14 protein-coding genes are annotated in these 16002 nt (G+C 66.9%); 5 read left to right on the forward strand and 9 right to left on the reverse strand.

Annotated features, from left to right (window positions below):
- Window positions 1-61 precede the first annotated feature (61 nt).
- A complete protein-coding gene (locus QFZ26_RS05305) occupies window positions 62-1123 on the reverse strand; it encodes an NAD-dependent epimerase/dehydratase family protein (protein WP_307039939.1) in 1062 nt (353 codons plus the stop codon).
- Window positions 1124-1255: 132 nt separating this feature from the next.
- Between QFZ26_RS05305 and QFZ26_RS05310 the strand changes: the two genes are divergently transcribed.
- A complete protein-coding gene (locus QFZ26_RS05310; protein ID WP_307039941.1) occupies window positions 1256-2644 on the forward strand; it encodes an FAD-binding oxidoreductase in 1389 nt (462 codons plus the stop codon).
- A 111-nt stretch (window positions 2645-2755) separates the two neighbouring features.
- The gene (locus QFZ26_RS05315; protein ID WP_307039943.1) at window positions 2756-3025 is read left to right on the forward strand and encodes a DUF1876 domain-containing protein; all 270 of its coding nucleotides are present in this window, start codon (window positions 2756-2758) and stop codon (window positions 3023-3025) included.
- A 55-nt stretch (window positions 3026-3080) separates the two neighbouring features.
- Here QFZ26_RS05315 and QFZ26_RS05320 read toward each other — a convergent pair whose 3' ends face one another.
- A complete protein-coding gene (locus QFZ26_RS05320) occupies window positions 3081-4619 on the reverse strand; it encodes a DUF3482 domain-containing protein (RefSeq protein ID WP_307039944.1) in 1539 nt (512 codons plus the stop codon).
- Window positions 4616-6130, reverse strand: coding sequence for a DUF2868 domain-containing protein (locus QFZ26_RS05325; RefSeq protein ID WP_307039946.1), 1515 nt, complete (start codon window positions 6128-6130; stop codon window positions 4616-4618). The genes QFZ26_RS05320 and QFZ26_RS05325 overlap by 4 nt, the downstream gene beginning before the upstream one ends.
- An 85-nt stretch (window positions 6131-6215) precedes the next feature.
- On the opposite strand from QFZ26_RS05325, the gene QFZ26_RS05330 reads away from it, so the two are divergent.
- A complete protein-coding gene (locus tag QFZ26_RS05330) occupies window positions 6216-6791 on the forward strand; it encodes an HNH endonuclease signature motif containing protein (protein WP_307039948.1) in 576 nt (191 codons plus the stop codon).
- Window positions 6792-6830: 39 nt separating this feature from the next.
- Here the strand turns inward: QFZ26_RS05330 and QFZ26_RS05335 are convergent, their stop codons facing one another.
- Window positions 6831-7469 (reverse strand): G5 domain-containing protein, encoded by a 639-nt coding sequence (locus QFZ26_RS05335; RefSeq protein WP_307039949.1) that lies wholly within the window; start codon window positions 7467-7469, stop codon window positions 6831-6833.
- Window positions 7470-7813: 344 nt separating this feature from the next.
- Here QFZ26_RS05335 and QFZ26_RS05340 point away from each other — a divergent pair, with 344 nt between their 5' ends.
- Complete coding sequence (locus QFZ26_RS05340) at window positions 7814-8179, forward strand: nucleotidyltransferase family protein (RefSeq protein WP_307039951.1); 366 nt, start codon at window positions 7814-7816, stop codon at window positions 8177-8179.
- A gap of 51 nt (window positions 8180-8230) precedes the next feature.
- Here QFZ26_RS05340 and QFZ26_RS05345 read toward each other — a convergent pair whose 3' ends face one another.
- Together QFZ26_RS05345 and QFZ26_RS05350 are read right to left on the reverse strand one after the other, a co-directional pair.
- Window positions 8231-8830, reverse strand: a complete 600-nt coding sequence (locus QFZ26_RS05345; RefSeq protein ID WP_307044935.1) for a response regulator transcription factor — start codon at window positions 8828-8830, stop codon at window positions 8231-8233.
- A 74-nt stretch (window positions 8831-8904) separates the two neighbouring features.
- The gene (locus QFZ26_RS05350) at window positions 8905-10107 is read right to left on the reverse strand and encodes a sensor histidine kinase (RefSeq protein ID WP_307039953.1); all 1203 of its coding nucleotides are present in this window, start codon (window positions 10105-10107) and stop codon (window positions 8905-8907) included.
- A gap of 136 nt (window positions 10108-10243) precedes the next feature.
- Here QFZ26_RS05350 and QFZ26_RS05355 point away from each other — a divergent pair, with 136 nt between their 5' ends.
- Window positions 10244-10738: a hypothetical protein gene (locus QFZ26_RS05355; RefSeq protein WP_307039956.1), complete on the forward strand. Its 495-nt coding sequence runs from the start codon at window positions 10244-10246 to the stop codon at window positions 10736-10738.
- 106 nt (window positions 10739-10844) lie between these two features.
- On the opposite strand, the gene QFZ26_RS05360 is transcribed toward QFZ26_RS05355, so the two are convergent.
- The 3 genes from QFZ26_RS05360 to QFZ26_RS05370 form a co-directional block, all read right to left on the reverse strand.
- Entirely contained in the window at window positions 10845-11003 is a 159-nt protein-coding gene (locus QFZ26_RS05360) for a hypothetical protein (protein WP_307039958.1), read from the reverse strand.
- 387 nt (window positions 11004-11390) lie between these two features.
- On the reverse strand, window positions 11391-13943 hold the full coding sequence (locus tag QFZ26_RS05365) for a DEAD/DEAH box helicase (protein ID WP_307039960.1): 2553 nt from the start codon (window positions 13941-13943) through the stop codon (window positions 11391-11393).
- A gap of 6 nt (window positions 13944-13949) precedes the next feature.
- Window positions 13950-15968 (reverse strand): site-specific DNA-methyltransferase, encoded by a 2019-nt coding sequence (locus QFZ26_RS05370; RefSeq protein WP_307039962.1) that lies wholly within the window; start codon window positions 15966-15968, stop codon window positions 13950-13952.
- Between the last annotated feature and the right edge of the window lie 34 nt (window positions 15969-16002).

Raw genomic sequence — 16002 nt, forward strand, 5'->3', positions numbered from 1 at the left:
TTGACGCATCTACCAGACAGGGTACGCCCGATCCAGTGATGCGGCACCGGCGCGGAGACGCTCAGCGCGACAACGGCGGCGACGCCGCCACCCGCGCGCCCTCGCCCATCCCATCGAGCAGCTCCCGCAGCGCCGAGGTCGAGCTGCGGCGCGGCTCCCACCCGAGCACCGAGCGGGCGCGCGCGGTCGACATCACCGGCACGTTCGTCGCGATGTCGATCCAGCCCGGGTCGGATGCCTGCAGGCGGAGCATCCACGTCACTGACACGATCGCCCGCAGCACCGCGCGCCGCAGCGGCACGACCCGTCGCGCCCCGAAGACCTCGCCGAGCGCCACGGGATCGAGCACCGGCTCGCCCGCAACATTGAACGCCCCGCCGGCACGTTGTTCGATGATGCGCGCGAACGCGTCGGCGAGGTCATCGGCGTGCACCGCCTGCGACACCACCTGCACCGGAACGGCCAGCATCGGCAGCCGCACCCGCCCGAGCCAGCGTTTCGGCACGAGCCCGCCGATGAACAGCCGCCCGACCGAGCTCGCCGCGTCGTGTTGGAACACGAGCCCCGGGCGCACGCGAGCGACCAAGATCTGCGGATGCCGTGCCTCGAACTCGTCCATCGCCCGCTCGTTCGCGGCCTTGTGCCGGCTGTAGTGCGAGGTGTGCACGCCGCCGGTCGGCCAGTCCTCGCCGACGCGCGAGCCCTTCGGCCCGCGACTGTACGCACCCACCGATGACGAGACGATCACGTGCGGCACCCCGGCGGATGCCGCGGCGGCCAGCAGGTTGCGTTGCCCGACGACGTTCGTCGCCCACAGCTCCCGCTCCCGGTGGTTCGGCTGCAGCAGCCAGGCCAGGTGCACGACCGCATCGGCGCCGGCGAGGATGGCGGTGAGCCGCTCGACCGCGTCGGGCGCGGCGACATCCGCTCGGTGCCATTCGACGCCGGAGTACGGGGCGACCGTCGCATCGGGCAGGCGGCGGGCGACGCCGACGAGCTCGTGAGTGTCGGCAGCCGCCGCAGGGCCGGCGGTGTCGCGGTCCGGGCGATCGCCGCCTCCGTGCAGTCGGCGCAGTATCGCGGTGCCGATGTTGCCGGTCGCTCCAACGATGACGATGCGCATGGATGCCTCCGCTCGCGTAGTGGGCACGCTACGTCACGATGGCGCCGGCGTCCGCGGGGTTGACGCGTCGGCGCGCAGCGGTCATCGACCGTAACGCTGGTGGGCACGGGACCCGAGGAGTAGCTTGGCGGGATGGCCGTGGCGGTCGATGCAGCCGCGTACAGGGAACTCGAATCCGGGTTCACTGGTGAGCTGGTGCGGCCGACCGACGCCTCCTTCGAGAGGCTCCGGAAGGTCTGGAACGGCTCGATCGATCGCCATCCTGCCCTGATCGCTCGGTGCGCCGGAGCTGACGACATCGCAGCTGCGACGCAGTTCGCACGCCGCACTGGCCTCCCCATCGCCGTTCGCGGCGGCGGTCACAGCTTTCCCGGGCTCTCGGTGTGCGACGACGGAATCGTGATCGACCTCGCGCCGATGAAGGGCACCACCGTCGATCCCGAGGCGCGCACGGTACGCGTGCAGGCCGGGGCGCTGCTCGGCGAGCTCGATCGTGCGACGCAACCCTTCGGGCTCGCGGTGCCGAGCGGCATCGTCACGCACACCGGCGTGGCCGGCCTCACGCTCGGCGGCGGCATCGGGTGGGTCATGCGAAAGCACGGCCTGAGCATCGACCAGCTGTCGTCGGTCGAGCTCATCACCGCCGAAGGCGAGCGCGTCATCGCGAGCGAGGCCGAGAACGACGATCTCTTCTGGGGAGTGCGCGGTGGCGGAGGCAACTTCGGCATCGTCACCGCGTTCGACTTCAACCTCTGCGAGGTCGGCCCGACCGTCGTCGCCGGGCCCATCTTCTGGCCCATCGAGCAGTCGCCGCAGGTTCTCCGCTTCTATCGCGATTGGATCGCCGACGCGCCTGACGAGCTGATGACCATCGTGATGCATCGCAAGGCGCCGCCGCTCCCGTTCGTTCCCCCCGAGCTGCACGGCAAGCTCATCGTCGGTGTGGTCTGCTGCTACACGGGGCCGGTCGAGGAGGGCGAGCGCGTCGTGCGCCCCATCAAGGACTTCGGTTCACCGGTGCTCGACCTCTGCGTGCCGAAGCCCTTCGTCGACCATCAGGCGATGTTCGACCCCTCCTTCCCGCCCGGTCGCTGGTACTACTTCCGCTCTTGCGACGTAGCCGAGCTGACCGACGAGGTCATCGACATCACTGTCGAACACACGAGGCGCATCCAGTCGCCGCTGACGAGCTTCCCCATCTGGCAGCTCGGCGGCGCGGTGGCGAGGGTCGGCGATGGCGAGACCGCGTTCAACGGCCGCGGCGGCGGGCACACCTTCAACATCAACGCGGCAACAGAGACGGCCGAAGGCTTCGATGTCGAACGCGAATGGGTCCGCGATTTCTGGTCGGCCCTGAAGCCCTTCCACACGAGCGTCTACACGAACTTCCTCATGGAGGAGGGCGAGGAACGCATCCGCCAGGCCTACGGGCCGGAGAAGTACGACCGCCTCAAGGCGCTCAAGCGCAAGTACGACCCCGGCAACCTCTTCCGGCTCAACCAGAACATCCCGCCGGACTGAGGTCTGGGGCCGACTGCATGGGCAGTCATGCGGCGCTTCCTCACCCTCGCCGCACCCACGGCAGGTCGGTACCCTGAACGTGGAACCAGACCGGAGAGGGTGGTGAGTTCCATGGATGCGACGAAGCACTGGAGCATCACTGTCGACATCGACGAAGAAGACGACACCACGCTGGCGAACGTCAGCCTGCGCACGCCCGCGGGTCGGGATGTGACCGGCGTCGGCCAAGCGCAGCGCAACCCGCACGATCCGAGCGTGCCCGAGATCGGCGACGAGCTCGCGGTGGCACGCGCGTTGCGCAACCTCGCCGAGCGACTGCTGCACACGACGGAGAAGGACATCAAAGGCGCCACCGGGGAGTCGGCGCACCTGCACCGATAATGCCGAGCGGCCCGGCCGATTGCAACGCCGGATGCCGCAGCAACCGATGACTCACTCACATCGTGGTCGTGTCCGAGCCACGGTCATCGTCGAGCGCGCCCGGGTAGAGCGCATCGAGCAGCTCGAGCGGAAGATCACCGAGCACCTCCTCGAGCTCGAGCCGAAGCGGCTCATCGCCCTCGCCGCGTCGGCCCCAGATCACCGCGAGCCGATCCCGCTCGGCGACGACCGCCTCGACGACCATCGGCCGCCAGTGCGGCGGGTACTCGCCCTCGCGCCACGCGCCGCGCCCGCGCCCGTAGTGCGCGACGGCGAGGTAGCGCAGCAGCGCCGAGGTCACGAGCCCGTCGAGGAACGCCTCCTCCCAGCGCAGGCTCGACTCGCTCCGTCCGCGCACGACGTTGACGCCCTGCGCCACGCCCGCGCCGCCGAGCGCACCGAGGATGGCGCCGGCGACCATGCCTGCACCGAAGGTGAGACCGCCGGCCATCAGGTCGGCGCCGAGGCCGGTGAGCGCGCCCGAGACCACGCCGCCCAGCGCGGCCGTGCGGGTCGCGTCGAGCGGCTCGTCGACGTGGATGTCGCCGGCGACGCGCTCGAGCACCTCGTCGGCGGCCCGCCCCTCGAGGCGGTGGATCGCGATGAGCCGCTCCATGCCCTGCCGCAGGTCGGCCTGCAGGCGGGCGCTCAGCTGCTCCGCGGCATCCGTTCGCGCCTGGGATCGTGCCGGGCTCGGCAGTCCCAGCGACCCGCCGACCCGCTTCGCGAGCGATTCCGACGACGACGGAGGGGTCAGCGTCACGCGATCGGCGGCGGCGCGCGCGATCGGTCCGGCGAGCGCGGACATCGCCGCGTCGAACTCGCCCATGCGCAGGTCGCGCCAGGCGGCTGAGAGCCGTGCGAAGGCCGACCGCGAGGCATCCGGAACCAGCGGTTCGATCGCGTCGAACAGCGTGAACTCCTGCACCCAGCAGCGCGCGAAGGCGTCGAAGGCGAGCACGTCGCGCACGTTGGTCGAGGGGCCGAGCGCGGCACGCCAGCGCGCGGCATCCGCCTCTTCGGCCGCCCGCTCGCGCGGCGGCCCGGTCTGGTTGAGCAGCACAAGCACGGGCTTGCCGATCCACTCGAGCACCTCGAGCTCGGGGGCGAGGTAGCCGGCGTCGGCTGGCGCCTCGGCCGCGTTCACGAGGTAGAGCACGACGTCGGCCTGCTCGGCGACGTTGCGCACCGCGAGCTGGCTGAGCCAGAGCGCGCGGTCTTGGTAGCGGTCCCACACCTGCGACAGGAACCAGCCGATGGGGTTACGGTCCTGCCGCAGCCGGCGCGCGAGCCGCACGCTGTCGCCGAAGCCGGGGGTGTCCCACAGCGTGAGCAGGTCGCCCTCGGTCGTCTGCACGAGCGGGAACGGCGTCGACTCGGCGGTCACGTGCGGGGCGTCGCGCACCTCGCCGACGTCGCGTCCGAGCAGCGTGCGCGCGAGCGTCGTCTTGCCCGCGTTGGTGTGCGAGATGAGGGAGAGCGAGACAGCGCCAGCGTCGAGGCCGGGCACGTCGGGCGCGCGATCGGGCCCAGCGGATGCCGCGTCGTCGCTCATGTCCGCCCCCTCGCGTCGGGCGTGGCGCCGCTGCCGCCGTCGTGACCGGATGCCGCGGCGGCGAGCTCCGCCTCGGCCGCGGCCAGGTCGGGCTCGTCGAGATCGACGAACACCGGAACGCTGCCGTGCGCCTCGAGCAGCTCGCGCCACGCCGCGCGGCGTTCGTCGCGTCGCCGGGCGTCATCGCCCCAGCGCGCGAGGAACGCCGACTCGTCGACGAGCACGACAGTGGTTCCGGATGCCGCAGCACGGCCGGCCCCGCCGCCGGCACCGAGCGCCGTGAGGAACGCCCCGTGCGCATCCTCCTCGGGCGTGGCCGTGAGGCTGAACAGCGGCAGGCGGATCTCGCCAGCCGCCGCGAACTCCGTGCCCGCGGCATCCATCGCCTGGCTCTGCTCGACGTCATCACCCCACGCGAGGGGCGCATCGATCGTCGGGGCAGCGTTTCCGTACGCCCGGGCGAGCACGGCCTCGAGCCCTGCCCGCGCCTCGGGCGTGAGGGTGTAGCTGTACGGGATGACGCGCACCCGCGCCGGCTCGCCCACCCACGCCGCGACGAGGCGGCGGTAGTACGGCTCGTCGAGCGGCAGCGCCACGCGCTTCGCCCGGCGCCGCTCGACGAGCCCCGCGACGAGCGCGAGCACAAGCCGCGGCACGATGACGACGAGCGCGACCGTGGCGGCCATGAGATGCATCCACATCGCGGCGTTCTCGCTCTCGGGCGCGCGGATCGCCTCGATCGCCGCCACATCGGGCACGGGGATGCCGGTGACCCACGACCCCGGCGCGAACGTCACGGCGAGCAGCGCGCGCACCTGCTCGGCGCCGAGGAACGTGCTCTCCCACGACGCGCGGTACTCGAACGCGATGCCGCGCAGGTAGAGGCCGGCGATCACGCCGAGCGCGGTCGCCGCGGCCGCGAGGTGCAGCACGCGGGCGGCGCGCGCTCCGTAAAGCGGTGCGGCGACGCGCGCCCAGTCGCGGGGCAGCGCGGCGAGCACGGTGCGCCGGGCAGCGGTCGGGGCATCCGATCGGCTGGTGTCACCGGATGCCCGCACCGACGCGACCCGGATGACCAGCCCCCGCACCGGGCCGGCCGCCCCGCGCCCGAGTACCACCGGGCGCACGAGCAGCCAGAGGTACACGAGCAGATTCCACGCGACGAGCGCGAACACCGGCGGCGCCAGCAGGTTGATGCTCGACCCGCCCCCGATGCGGTCGATGAGCAGGCCGAACAGGAACGCGGCCACCACCGTCACGACGCCCACCCACGGCCGCCACCGGATGCCGCGTACCGTGCGCGTCACGGCAGGCTGGCGCGTGCCGATGCGCTCGAGCACGAGCTGCGCGCGCCGGCTCAGGAACTCGTCGGCGCTCGCCCGCTCCCCCACGATGGACGCCGCCGCACGGCTCGCCCACTCGCGGTCGGCGTCGGACCACAGCACGCGATCGCGGTCGGCCGTCTCAACGGCGCGCGCCGCGGTCGTCTCGAGGGCGCCCGACTCGTCCATATCGCGGAGTCTATGCCGGGCGCTGGGCATCAGGCCGGGAGGAGTGCGAAGTTCTTCGATCGCCGGTGAACGTATGCTCATCCCTGTGACCGACCCCGCAGTGTTCCGATTCGCCATGCCGAAGCCGGTCCGGATCACCGGCCGCTCATCAAGCATCACGAACTCGTTCGTGAACGGAATCATTCCAGTCGTGATTCCCACCGCTGACCAGATCGACGAGGCGTTGCGGATCCTTGGAATGCAGGATGCGGTGAGGTGCGCGTACTGCGGGGATACGGCGAGCGAATGGGATCATCTTCGCCCCCTTGTCATGGGGAAGCAACCAACCGGCTACATCTCGGAGATACACAACCTCGTGCCTGCTTGCGGCAAGTGCAATCAGAGCAAAGGCAACAAGCCATGGCGCGAGTGGATGTTCAGCTCGGCTCGCCTGTCGCCCGCTACCCGCGGAGTCAGGGGGCTGGCAGAACGCGCGGAGCGCCTTGATGCGTACGAACAGTGGCAAACTCCTACCCGCATCGATTTCGGATCGGTTGTGGGTGACGAGTTGTGGGCTCAGCATTGGCGCAATCACGCTGCCATCCTGCAAGCCATGCGGGACGCCGAGATCACGGTGGAGTTGATCCGCAAGCGAGTCGCGGGCGCAAGCACTGGCCAATAGTCACAACACCCGATGGAGTCGGACCCCTCGGGCTCTCATTCAGTCGCAGGCGATGCCGTCGCCGTCGCGGTCGAGGTCATAGGGGTCGTCACCGATGATCTGCACAGGCCCGCTCACATAGGCGGGACCATCGCCGCTGCCACCTGCGCAATCCACGTCGAACGCCACCGGCACGCACGGGCCGCTGTAATTGGGGTCGCATCCTCCCGCTGGCACGGGCGGCGGGGGCGGGGGTGGCACCCGACTGCCTTCCGCTCGAATCTCCTGCACCGGTGCCACGCTCACCACATCGCTGACAACCGTGCGCCCGACTTCTCGGCCCTCTTCGTAGACGACTTCGTAGGTGATCACCCGTTCGCCGTCCTGGCCAGGCGTCGCGACCACGAGAGTGCCGATGTCGAGGCTCGGCTCTGCGATCGTCGTCGACGTGAACGGAACGGCCTCTCGCGTTTCCTCTTGCTTCACTGTTCTCATTGAGGTGGGCGTGGGCTCAGAAGTCGCGGACTTGGTGCGGCCGCCCGCGTCGTCTTGATCGGCAGCGACGCAACCTGCGAGCAGGGCAACGGACACCACCATCGCGACCAGAGCCGCCCCGACCCGCACCGGACCGCCTTGCTTGCGAACACGCCCCGCTCCCGGCATGCGCTGCTTCGGACGATTCTCATCGAGGATGCCCATGGTCCGCTCGCCCCACTTCACTAGCGGATGCACGGGAGCGTTAGGCTCCGGCGGCGCTCCGTCTATGACGACCAGTGTCCCGCCGAAGTCGGGCGAGCACTTCAGTGCAGTCCCGGATCGTCGACGCACCTTCCCCTTCAAGCGGGGGCTCCGATATGTACATATTTGTGTACATGCCAAGTATCCTTGCTCCCATGAGCAAGATCGCGCCGATCAACGCCTACGTGGTTCCTGTGGCAGAGGCCCGCGCTGCGCTCTCGAGCATGCTTCGCGACTTCCGCGATCGCGGGCCGGATGCCGCTTCGGTGGTCATCGGGTCGCACCGACGCCCAGAGGCGGTGCTCGTGCCCTATGAGCGCTTCGTCGCAAGCCAAGTCGCGGGCGAGCGCGTCCCGCCGGCCGGGCGTCAGCGAACGGCCAGCCACCTGCTCGACGAGCTCCGCCGTCGCCGCGCGCTCATCGAACGCCTCGCGCGCGCCAACCGCATCGCGTCGGTCCAGGTCTTCGGCTCGGTCGCGCGTGGCGACGAGACGCCGTCGAGCGATATCGATTTTCTGGTGGAGCCACAGGATGACGCGTCCCACTTCGATCTCGCCCAGTTCGAACTCGACATGGAGTCGCTGTTCGAACGACCTGTCGACGTGGTCTCGCGCCGCGCACTGCACGCCGATCGCGATCGATCGGTTCTTGACGAGGCGATCGATCTTTGACGCCCACCGATTGCGCCGAGCGAAGCTGCACCAGCTCGTGGAACGCGTCGCCTAGATCCAGCCCTGCTCCCACGCCCGCTCGGCGGCTTCGTGCCGCGACGCCGCGCCGAGCTTCGTCATCGCCGATGAGAGGTAGTTGCGCACGGTGCCCGACGCCAGGTGCAGCCGGTCGGCGATCTGCTGCACGCTCATCGTCGACCGGCTGTAGCGCAGCGCGTCGAGCTCCCGGTCGGTGAGCGGGCAGCGCTCGGCGGTGAGCGCGGTCGCCGCGATCTCGGGGTCGACGTACCTGCGGCCCGCGGCGACGTCACGGATGACGTGCGCGAGGTCTTCGGCAGGCGTCGACTTCGGCACGAACCCCGAGACCTTCGACGCGAGCGCGCGGCGCAGCACCCCAGGCCGCGCGTGCCGGGTCACGATGACGACGCGGGTCGGCACGGCCGCGAGGATGCGCGTCGCGGCCTCGAGCCCGTCGGCCTCGGGCATCTCGAGGTCGAGCAGGCACACGTCAGGCCGGGTCGCGATCGCCTGCTCGACGGCGATGACGCCGTTCTCGGCGGTCGCCACCACCTCGATGTCGGGCTCCAGGCCGAGCAGCGCCACGAGCGCCCCGCGAATCAGGTGCTCGTCGTCGGCGATGAGCAGCCGGATGCGTCGCTCGCCCGCTTCCCCGCCCGACAGGCCGTCCGCGCCACCGGCTCCGGCACGGCCCCTGCCCGGCCCCCTCACGCAGTGACCTCGGCGGCCACGGGCACCGACACCCGAAGCTCGAAGCGGGCGCTCGAGGCATCCGTCGACGTCTCGATCGTTCCGCCGACGGCCGCGAGCCGCTCGCGCAGGCCGGCGAGCCCGGATGCCGCAGCGCCCGACCCCCGCACGGCCTCGGCCGATGCACCGTCGTTCGCGATGACGAGCTCGCAGCGTCCGGCACCCGTCCCGCGCGACAGCACGATCGACACCCGCGTCGCCGCGCTGTGCCGCAGGATGTTCGTCGTCGCCTCGCGCACGACCGACGCGAGGGCACTGCGCGTCGTGGCATCCGTCGGCAACTCGCCGAGCCGCAGCTCGCACTCGGCGCCCGCGGCCGTGAGCACCTCGCGGGCGTTCTCGAGCTCGTCGGCGAGCGACACCTGGCGGTACCCGGCGACGAGCGAGCGCGTCGCTTCGAGGGCCTCCTTCGCGATGAGCCGCACCTCGTGGATGTGCTCGCGAGCCGCGACAGGATCGCGCTCGAGGAGGCGCTCGGCGAGCTCGGACTTCAGCGATATGACCTGCAGGTGGTGCCCCTGGATGTCGTGCAGGTCTGACGCGAACCGCAGCCGCTCCTGCGTCACCGCGAGCTCGGCGGCGCTGCGACGGTGGCGATCGAGCTCGACGACGATCTCCCACCACCACAGGCTCGACAGCAGCATGAACGGCAGGGTCAGCGCGTAGATGCTGATGGCCCACGCGGAGCCGCCGGTCGCATACGGGAAGGGAGCGTCGAGCGCGACGGTTGCGATCACGGGGTGGGCGACGAAGACGATGGCGGATGCCCCGAGCGCGGGCCAGCGCCAGGGCTTCGGCATCAGGCACACGACGAGGCAGCACGCCGCCCACAGCGAGGTCGCTGCGATGAGCTCGTAGCCCGGCGAGAAGAGCCCCAGCACCCAGGCCGTTACAGCGGGAACGAAGAGCGCGATCGTCCATGCGGCGCCGGGGAGTCCGCCGCCACGACCCACCTGCAGGAACCAGCAGAACCGGATCAGCGCCGCACCCGCGACCAGCTGCAGCACGATGAGCGCAGCTCCGAGGGCGCTCGGCGCGTTCGAGTAGGCCTCGAGCATGATGAGGGCCACGAAGCCCACGAAGAAGCCGACGAAGAACACGACCGACGAGAGCGTGTACAGCCACGTGGTGTGCACGCTGCGGGAGTGCTCGGATGGCATGCGTTCGAGCCTAGACCCGTGACATCTGTCACGGTCTGGCGTGCGGATTCGAACGTGATCTGGTGAGACGGCGGCACTGCCGCGCGCCCGGCGGCTCTCGAAGGATGGAGGTACCGCTCAACCGAAAGGACTTGTCATGATCGACGTACTCCAGGACTTCACCGCCTCCATGCCCGACTTCCTCCAGTGGGTCGGGGTGATGATCGCGGCCGCGGTCCCGTTCGTCGATTCGTACTTCGGCGCGGTCATCGGCGTCGTCATCGGACTGCCGACGGCGCTCGCGATCGGCGCGGCCGTGATCGGCAACGTGGTCTCGATGCTCGTGTTCGTGTTCACCGCGCACGGCGTGCGGTCGAAGGTCGTCGCCAGCAAGGCGGGTGCTGCCGGCGAGACGACGCCTGCGTCGCCATCTCCTCGTCAGGAGAAGGTGCGCCGCGCCTTCGACAAGTACGGTGTCGCCGGCGTGAGCCTCGTCGGCCCGGCCATCCTGCCCAGCCAGTTCACGTCAGCCGCGATGGTCTCGTTCGGCGCCAACCGCAACCTTGTGATCCTGTGGCAGATCATCTCGATCACCCTCTGGGGCGTCGTCTTCGGCGTGCTCGCGACGCTCGGGGTGTCGCTGGCGCGGTGACGCGTGCAAGTGAGGGGGTCGGGCGCGCCAACGTCGGGCCCCTTCCGCGGTTTCTACCGTGGCGTAAATTCCATCAGCGCCAACGGCGGGCCGGCCGCCTCGCGCCTCAGCAGGAGCGGGCGCACGAGCAGCCAGAGGTAACGAGCAGGTTCCACACGACGAGCGCGAACACCGGCGGCGCGAGCAGATTGATGCTCGACTCACCGCCGATGCGATCGATGAGCAGCCCGAAGAGGAACGCGGCCGCCACCGTCACGACGCGCACCCACGGACGCCACCGGATGCCGCGCGGATGACGCGTCCCACTTCGATCTCGCCCAGTTCGAACTCGACGTGGACTCGCGCCGCGCACTGCACGCCGATCGCGATCGCGCGGTTCTCGACGAGGCGATCAATCTGTGAAGTCAGCCGATCGCGGCGACTAGTGAATCGAGGACTTGAGCGCGACGCTCGACCGCGGCCGAGCTGGTCGCAGTAGGTCCCGACGAACTCGACCGCGACCCGGCACCACCCTTTGCCTTCGAGAGGCTCCAAGCGGGTGGGCGGGGCGCCTCGCGAAGCGCCTGACCGCTGCTGACCCGCACGTCTCGAAGACACGCTCTGGTCGCAGTCAGCCGCACCCGCGACGTCATCGTGTACCACTGCGAGCGCGCTATAGGGGTACACCCTCGGCCGAGAAAACATGCCCAGATGATTCGCCGGCGTCCAGCCGCTTCAGAACCCGCTCGCGGATCTTCGCAACATGCAATGGCAACGCGAGAACTTCAACGCCGATGCGATCAACGGCAAGAATGCTTCGATAGGCGCCTCCGTGCAACTCTGCGTATTGGATGAGTCCTCGCAGCTTCGGATCCGAGTCGTCAAAATGAGTTCCGTGCGGGTCGATGATCGAGACCGTCATCTGCCCGTCTACCTCTCGAAAAACGAGGAAGTCAGGATGCAACCCAGCGTGCTGCCCGATCGCGAGTTGATATGGGATTGTGAGCGAGCGCCGCCCGGCTGGAGGATTTCGGTACCAGAGGTCGCCATCCGAAATTTCCGCGGCGAGAACGTCTCGTTCGAGCTTGTTCAGAGCCGCGGCGTAATACATTCCGTCGTCGTCGACATACAGGTGCTGAGGGAACCGGTGCCCACTGTCACTCCTCGCGAAAGCAATAGCCGCCGCCTCGTTCTCGGCCTGCTCCGGTGCCACCCTAAGGTTCTCATCGACGACATCCGGTGTGGCGACCGTGCTCAGTTCTGGATCCTTCGCTTCCGATCGGATCGTGTCGTACACGCCGCGGCGCCCCTCTGAGAGTTCGCTTACGGCCTTGCCATGCTTCTTTAGCCAAGTCGATGTGACCAAGTTGGCGTACGTTTGAACGTCATTCACGGCAGTCTGGAGCGTGCCGAGCGCGGCAACGGTGACTTTGTGTGCAACGACATCGGTCGGGTCCTTGTCGACTAGATAGTTCCAGTAGTCCTCGGCGAGACCATCCTTTAGCGCCCGGGATGCGGTTCGAAAGGTGTCGTCAATGTTATTTCGGTCTCGCTTGAGCGGCATCAGAGCCGCGCCGGAGCTGATCAGGTCGCCGGTCGTGGAAACTTCGTTCTCGTGGAGCTTGACGTGCTCGATCTCCGCACGACGATTCATGACATCCGTCTCGAGTCGTGCGGCAATTGCGTCCATCTCGATATTGAGAAGTCGCTTGGCCTCGTCGGGTGCTTCCGGATCAATGTTGTCGTGAGCGAGCTCGGCCGCCAGCCGGTGAAGACGGCGGGTGCCAGGCGCTCTCAACCGACTGGGGATCTGGTACGAAGGAAGCGCGCCAAGCAGCTGGAATGCGGCGTCGGTGCCGTCCGCCTTACCGTAGGTGAGCGTTGCGCGAACAATATCGACGGGGAGACTGTCGTCGCCCTCATTCCTGAACTGCTCAATGACGGCATTGACGCCGGTCACGTCGAAGCGAGGCAAGTAACAATGGACCTTGTTCAGTGTTTCGTCCGCTTCGATTCGGCGTGCGAGGGGCTGGCGGATCGTTCGACCTATGAGCTGCGCGATGTACGTGTGGTCTTTCGCTGTACGTAGGGACACCAACACCTCCGCTCGCGGGCAGTCCCAGCCAGTAGTAATCGCATTCTTCGCCAGAATTACGCGCACATAAGTCTGATCCTGAATGTGATGCGGCTGCATGTACTTGATCACCCGGCCCGCTCCGAGGTCGAGGTGTTGGTGCTCTGCAAACGTGTTAACGATGTTCCGGACGGAGAGGCCGGGCCACTCGTCAAGGACTGCATCTACAACTTCACGCAGCGCGTCGTCAGTGGGCTTGTCCTGCAGTTGAACGACAAGGGCTGGGAGCACGAGGTTTTCACCCTCGGCAGAACAGTACAAAGCCCACGACGATTCCGCCGCGAGACTTTGCTTGACGCCTGCCCGAATAAGGGTTGTATCGGCTGCGAAGGTACCAGCCGCCGATGCCACGGGATTGTGGAGGACGATACGGTCTTTGATAATGCCCGAGGCCTGCACGTCAGAGACGGGAACAGTCACGTTGCGTGGGGTTCTGGGTTCACCCGCGATCGCCGTCGCGATTGACTTGTGAAACTTGTCGGCCGTCGCCGAGATGCCGACGACGACCGGAACCGGTTTGGGGCCGTTGACCAACCTATTGACGATTGTCGACTGATCCTTGTCGGGCTTTTGCTCCACGCCGCGGTGAGCTTCATCTATGAAGACAATGAAATTCGACCCGTACTTCACAACGCTGTTCGCGATGGTGTCCCAGATGCTGAACTGTTGCGAGTCCGTTCGCTTGTCGATCACCGAGCCTCGTCGCGCTGCCTGGGTGTTGAGGAACGTGACGGTACCGGGGTCGAATACTTCCTGATTGATCGATTGCCCGGCAGTAACTGTGCGAAAGCGACCAAGGTTGCCGAGGCGATCGGAGGCGCTTTCCATCTTCTGCAGCGTCTGGGCATTCAAGGTCGGGTCGCTCGTCACCCACAGGAGGGTCGTGTCGGGATGCGGTGCGGCGATGACATCGCCGCCCTCGAGGAGCTGCTCGATAACAGCAGTCGCGATGACCGTCTTGCCAGCACCGGTCACGGCTGACAGCACAACCGCGGAGTACTCCTCATTCTCGTATGCCGCCTGGCTCGAGAGTATGCGTTTTAGGACTTTGTCTACGGCAACAGCCTGGTACTCGGTTAACGTAATGCGCACGAGCGCTCAGTCCTTCCCATTGATCTGGAACGAGCGCAGGTAGTCGTCATAGAGCCTTGTCGAACTAAACGATGACGATTGGGGCGGCAGCTCACGGGCGATTTGTTGGTACGCAGACTCCTGGTTGGTCACGATAAAGGCGTGACGGACCGTGCCCACGTGGTCACGGACGTTTTCGATGAACCCGGCAGAGTAGGCGGCATCGAAAAGGACGGCGTAGGAGCAATCCGAGTTGAGAGCCCAGCCGGCCGGATCAACGTCACTGATCACGGAACCGGTACCCCCAGCTTTGAGCCATAACAGTGGCGCAATAGCGGCAAACCTGCGACCCAATGCAACCATATTCTCGTCCTCAAAAGTGAGCTCAAAGAACTCCACGTTCTCGTTGAAACCGCCTGAGTAGGTCGAGCCATCCCGTCGGAACCCGGTCACGACCGCTTCAATCCGTGGCCTCGTGACCTTCTGGAAGATTCCGGCCGCCTCCCACTCCGCGTCGCCGGCAAGGTGGCCAGCCTTCTTGAGCGCTCTTGCCGTCTGCGATGCGAGCTCGTTGTTGGTGACGACGATCGATTGACGACGACCGCCGTCCTGAGCGTTCATGCGCATGACTGCTTCGGTCGTGGTGCCGGTACCAACGAAGAAGTCGACAACGACGGCCTCTGGGTTGTACCCCGAAACGATATTGATCCAACGTGCGACGACATCAGTGTTCTTTGGAAACGGGAACTCCCTTGAGCCGATGATGTCCTCGAGGTGCTTCCCAGCCGAACGTCGGTCTTCGCGGAACGAAGGGACCACGGTCTGGACCGAGACTTCCCGAAGGTAGACCTTCTTTAGAGGAAGAGTTGTCTCGTCCTTACCGAAGTGAATCCGACCGTCCCGGATCATCTCCTTCATTGACTCGGGTGCGTAGCGCCAGCCGTTCACTGGCGTCTTGAAAGGACGTCCCGTCTGGGGGTGAGCAAGCTCGTAGACAAGGTTCTTCCGAAAGTTCGGGCTCATGAGTGGGCTTCCAAAGTACGGCTCACCTTCGCGCACATCATCAACGTGGGCATAGTGCTTGCTAGCAAGAACGGGGCTGCCCTTCGGCTGCAAGGACCACCACTTCTTCAGCGCACGGCTGGCCTTCGTTGAGTCTCCACCAGACTCCCGCCACGCGCGCGAGGCCGCGTCGAAGACTTTGTCCACGTCAGGCTTCAGCTCTCTCCATGTTGCGCCATGCTCTATGAGGGCCTCGCGGGATCGGGCAAAAACGAGCATGTAATCAATGCCGTCGCCCGAGAACCGGGCGTCATTCTTTACGTTGCCTTGCCAGACAATGTTCGCCAGAAAGTTCTGTTCTCCGAATACGTCATCGCACAGAAGCTTCAACCGTGCCTGTTCAGTGTCGTCGATGGCGAGAATGATGACGCCGGTCGGCTTCAGCAGGCGCTTGGCGTGCTCCAGTCTCCGCTTCATAAACGCGAGCCACTTCGAGTGGCGGTACGCATCCTGGCCGTCGACGTACCGGTCGTTGTAAATCCAATCCGAGGAGCCAGTGTTGTACGGCGGGTCGATGTAGATCACGTCCGCCTTACCTTGGTGCGTGTAGAGCAAGGTCTCGAGGGCGTAGTAGTTCTCACCCTGAATGACAGCGTGGAACGGCTTATCCCCGCCCCGCTGGATCCGGCCGACCGACTTCAGACCTGCGTAGATCGGCTCCCCAAAATTCTTCACGACGGTGAGCTTCGACGTATGGACTTCCGCCAACTCACCAACCACCTCGCCTGTGCCGCTCACCTCAACGACGCCAGCCACACCGTTCCTTAGAAACTTGACGAGGAAGTTCGTCTCTGCGTCGTCCCCGCGCAGCCGAACTATGTCGTCGCGACGCGGTGGGAGTCCTGGGACTTCGATCGCCTCAGGCATATGGTCTTGGAAGACCAGTCCGAACTGTTTGCGCTCAGTGAGAAGCTTCACTTGCTCAACAAGGCGTCCTCGAAGCGGCTCCGGGACTTGTGCGATCAGGTCGTCAATGGCTGCCACTCTTGAGTTGCTCCAATCGGCTCGGTCGACTTGG

The organism is Agromyces ramosus, from assembly GCF_030817175.1.
Classification (GTDB): Bacteria; Actinomycetota; Actinomycetes; order Actinomycetales; family Microbacteriaceae; genus Agromyces; species Agromyces ramosus_A.

Excerpts from the sequence above, each read along its gene's own strand:
- QFZ26_RS05305 (WP_307039939.1), bottom strand. The coding sequence starts at position 1,123 with ATGCGCATCGTCATCGTTGGAGCGACCGGCAACATCGGCACCGCGATA.
- QFZ26_RS05310 (WP_307039941.1), top strand. The coding sequence starts at position 1,256 with ATGGCCGTGGCGGTCGATGCAGCCGCGTACAGGGAACTCGAATCCGGG.
- QFZ26_RS05315 (WP_307039943.1), top strand. The coding sequence starts at position 2,756 with ATGGATGCGACGAAGCACTGGAGCATCACTGTCGACATCGACGAAGAA.
- QFZ26_RS05320 (WP_307039944.1), bottom strand. The coding sequence starts at position 4,619 with ATGAGCGACGACGCGGCATCCGCTGGGCCCGATCGCGCGCCCGACGTG.
- QFZ26_RS05325 (WP_307039946.1), bottom strand. The coding sequence starts at position 6,130 with ATGGACGAGTCGGGCGCCCTCGAGACGACCGCGGCGCGCGCCGTTGAG.
- QFZ26_RS05335 (WP_307039949.1), bottom strand. The coding sequence starts at position 7,469 with ATGGGCATCCTCGATGAGAATCGTCCGAAGCAGCGCATGCCGGGAGCG.
- QFZ26_RS05350 (WP_307039953.1), bottom strand. The coding sequence starts at position 10,107 with ATGCCATCCGAGCACTCCCGCAGCGTGCACACCACGTGGCTGTACACG.
- QFZ26_RS05355 (WP_307039956.1), top strand. The coding sequence starts at position 10,244 with ATGATCGACGTACTCCAGGACTTCACCGCCTCCATGCCCGACTTCCTC.